At 64.8% G+C, this 3809-nt stretch carries 3 protein-coding genes; 2 read left to right on the top strand and 1 reads right to left on the bottom strand.

What is annotated here, in order from left to right:
* The coding region (locus tag KA184_17840; protein ID MBP8131445.1) for a hypothetical protein at positions 1-1024 on the top strand (1024 nt) is incomplete at its 5' end.
* A 71-nt stretch (positions 1025-1095) separates the two neighbouring features.
* Here the strand turns inward: KA184_17840 and KA184_17835 are convergent.
* Entirely contained in the window at positions 1096-2496 is a 1401-nt protein-coding gene (locus tag KA184_17835) for an FAD-dependent oxidoreductase (protein ID MBP8131444.1), read from the bottom strand.
* 207 nt (positions 2497-2703) lie between these two features.
* On the opposite strand from KA184_17835, the gene KA184_17830 reads away from it, so the two are divergent.
* Positions 2704-3809, top strand: a 1106-nt coding sequence (locus tag KA184_17830) for a hypothetical protein (GenBank protein MBP8131443.1), incomplete at its 3' end; no start/stop codon positions are given.

Raw genomic sequence — 3809 nt, 5'->3', positions numbered from 1 at the left:
CGCGCTTGCCGGCATGTACTCCTATCCGTTCAATCACGATGCCAGCGTGCCGGGCGGCACCAGCCGTTTTCACGTCAACGGCGGTATCCTGGATGATGGCGAGTACCGCGGCGACGAAGTGGCGGGAGACGGCGTATTCACGGAGGACGGGCTCTTTGTAACGAGCGAGGAAGTGGAAGCGCCGCTGAAATTGCGCGCGGGAGTGACTACGACGGCCGGCAAGGCGAGTTTCGCGGATACGGAGATTCCTCTACGCAACAAGGTGCTCGCAGTAGCCGATTTCTCCGCGGCCCCTGTGATCGGCGTTGCACCGCTCGATGTCACTTTCCAGGACCTGTCGACCGGCGATTACCTCGAAACACGATGGGACTTCCAGGGCAACTACAGCGTCGACCTGACGGGCACGCGCGGCGAGCCGGTGACGTTCACATACACGACCGCCGGCGACTTCCAGCCATGGCTCACCGTAACTGGCCGCGGAAGCACCAACGAGGCTCGAAACGTCGTTACCATCCGCGTCTTTGCTTCTCTTGCCGGCATGGTCCAGACCTTGGCGGGCGAGGCCGGCGCCGCCGACGCCGACGAATCGGGCGGGCTTGACCTGGACGAAGCCGCGAACGTCGTGCCCGGAATGGATCAGGAGCTTTTCGACACATGGGATACAAACGGGGACGGCGCGGTCAGCCGTCGCGAGCTGCTTATCGGGGCAGGCGGCGAGGACGCCGTGCATACGGGCGACCAGGACGCCGACCTGCGCATTCAGCTTTCCGAGTTGCTGCGCTTGATTCAGTTTTACAACTCAGGCGGCCTCCACTGCGCCGAAACGCCGGATGCCACGGAAGACGGCTATGCGCCCGGCCCCGGCGGCCAGTCTTGCGCTCCCCATCATAGCGACTATGAGCCGCAGGACTGGGCCGTGGAGCTTCTCGAATTGCTGCGCATTATCCAGTTTTACAACAGCGGAGGCTACACCCCCTGTCCCGATGGCGGCACGGAGGATGGGTTCTGTCCAGGTCTGTCGTAGCGGGACGTATTCGAACGGCAATTGGGTGATACCCGGCGGGGAGTACTCCGTTCGTTCCGCGTGGCGTGCGTTCAGACTGCCAGATTGGCGCCGCGTTCCACGACCGTCCGGCGTATCTCCAAGAAATCGAGGTCGCGTGGACTGCACCCCCGCGCGGCGGCCAGCGCCGCCGCCACGCCCGCGGCCTGACCCATCATGGAACTCGTGGTCATCACGCGCGCGGACGATAGGGCCAACTGGTCCGCCGATAAGCACCGGCCCGCCGACAGCAGGTTTCCCGCCTCGCGTGGTATCAGGCAACGGAACGGAATCTGGTACGGCGGCACGGTCCGCTCTTCCGATGGAAGAATGTAGGTGCGTTTGTCGTCGTCGGGCTTGTGACCGTCCAGCGGATACACGCCCCGGGCAATGGCGTCATCGAATGAGCGCCCGGCGCGCAGGTCCTGCACCGTCAGCACGTAGTCGCCCAAAATGCGGCGTCCCTCGCGAATGCCGACCCGGCCCGCGCAGTGGTCCAGCAGCCACGGCTTGTGTTCCACGCGCTGGTAATAGTCAAGCACCGACATCATCCGGCGGCGGCCGTGAATCTCCGCGGCGGTCAAGGACTCCGTGTCGGTTGCGTCGAACAGGGGGACCTTGATCTTCAGCGCGTTGCCGCCGGGCCCGTTCGGCCACACGCTGGTCATGGGCAGTTCATCCTCGGTGCGGAAGGCCTCGAACCAGCCGTCAGGCGCTTGAACGCGGGCGTCCGCGGGGTTTACGTGCCGCACGAAAAACATGAGCGACATGGGCAGCTGAAGTCCGTCTTCCGGCCGGCCCTTGACGGTCTGGAAGCCGGCCCGATGCGCCAGTTGGGCCTCGCCCGTGCAATCGATAAACTGTTTCGCCCGGATGGCCTCCGGTCCGGACGGCCCACAGACAATGCATTCGGTTATCTTGTCGCCCTTTACGCACGCATCGACGAAACGCGTATGCAGCAGGAGTTTCACTCCGCGGCGAACCAGCAACTCCTGCAACACGACCGCAAGAATCTCGTGATCGAATACCCGGTTGTCGGCTTCGGGGTAGGGGCGATAAGGGGCAATGGCCTGAAACGCCTCGAGCGCGGCGACAATCGCGTCGAACGCTTCGCCCTGGCCCGCCGTTTCGCCGCAGAAGGACGCGACGCCGCCCACCGTCGCGTTGCCGCCGGCCACGGCGAATCCTTCCACCAGCAGAACGCGTGCGCCGGACCGCGCCGCGGCCAGCGCCGCGGATACGCCCGCAATGCCTCCGCCGGCCACGGCCACGTCGCATTCGTAGCGCACGGGAATGTCGCGCTGCCACGCAATCCGCGGCGCTGCGGCAGTCTCCGCACCCGGCGGTTCGGCTTGGTTTGCAGCAGGCTCCGCTGGTTTCTCTTGCCCGGCGACAGCAATGCCGCCAAGGCAAACCGTCGAGGCGGTCGTGATGAATTCTCTCCGCGTTTGCATCGCTCTCTTCGCTCCCTGATACGGCCCCATGCGTTTTCAGCATACAGCATCGGGTTTCTTGAAGCACCTGTGCGAAGGCCAAGGCAACGGCACATCGGGGAAACATGCCGTGGTTCGAGCCGCTGAGCGAAAAGACGGTGGCGCATTGCCTTGATTGCCTCCGTGTGTCGCGGCATAGTGTGCGAGAGCCTGGCGGAGGATTCGAGCATGAAACGGCGCGCCTTCTTTGCAGCACTGGGGTCGGGAGCCGCGGCGGCGGCGGTTCCGGACGCGCTGGCCCGGGCGGAAAACGCTCTCGCGAGAGATGCGCACGTTTCCCGGGCGGCGCCCATATGGGCATCATACACTGCGGAAGACCACCGGCATCGGCTGGAGAACGTCCGGGCGTGCGAGCGGGCCGTGCGCCGCTGCATGCGCAGGCATCTGATCACGAACTACCTGCCCGCGCAAGCCGCGTACAATCTCGGCGAGTATCCCTCCCGCATTCGGTGGGAACCGAACGACTATGATGAACAGGAACTGGACCGGCTTCGGGACCACGGCATCCAGATCATACAGGTCTTCGATGAATGGAACGATTCGCTGCGCCTTTTCGGCGGCGACAAGTATTCACCGGTGAACCCGGCGGGATTCCGCCGGTTCATCGAGATGGTGCACGGGCGCGGCATGAAAATCCTGCCCTACGTATCGACCGGATTTCTCCAGCGCACCGACCCCGATTTCCGGCAGGAGTGGTCGCGCGAGGGAGACTTCCTCAGGCTCGGCTACTGGAACATGGCGCGTTGCGCGCCCGCCAGCGCGGGCTGGCGCGCCTTTCTCCTGCCTAAACTGCTCAACGTGCTCGACGAATACGGCGCCGATGGCCTCTACAATGACGGCGGTTATCTCGCCAACAAGCACCGCGGCCGGGGCGCGCCCACCCCCGACGAAGAAGACGCGTTCGAGGAGACGCCGGACTATGACGGCGCATTCACGGACCTGCTCGGTCTGCTTTACGGCGAAGTCAAGCGCCGGGGCGGCATCCTGAAGCTGCACGTCAACGCGGCGGAACAACCGATGACGCGGGGACTGCGCGTGTATGACTATCTCTGGGTCGGGGAGGGCGTCGGCAACCTGGAAGGCCTGCGGGAAACGGTCAAGGACTATCCGCCGTACGTCGTGCCTTGCCCCGACATGACCTTTGCCCAGACCGCCAGCCCGGACGAACCGTACCTCCACGCGATTCCCTACATGCAGTTCCCGCTCCTGCAGGCGGGCCGCCCATTTACCGGGGAACGGGCCATGACGCCGGGCGTCGCGTACAACCCCGACCC

It is taken from the genome of Candidatus Hydrogenedentota bacterium, from assembly GCA_018005585.1.
In the GTDB taxonomy this organism is placed as follows: Bacteria; Hydrogenedentota; Hydrogenedentia; order Hydrogenedentales; family JAGMZX01; genus JAGMZX01.
The sequence above is the reverse complement of the archived record's forward strand: the minus strand, read 5'-3'. Positions and strand labels throughout refer to the sequence as shown.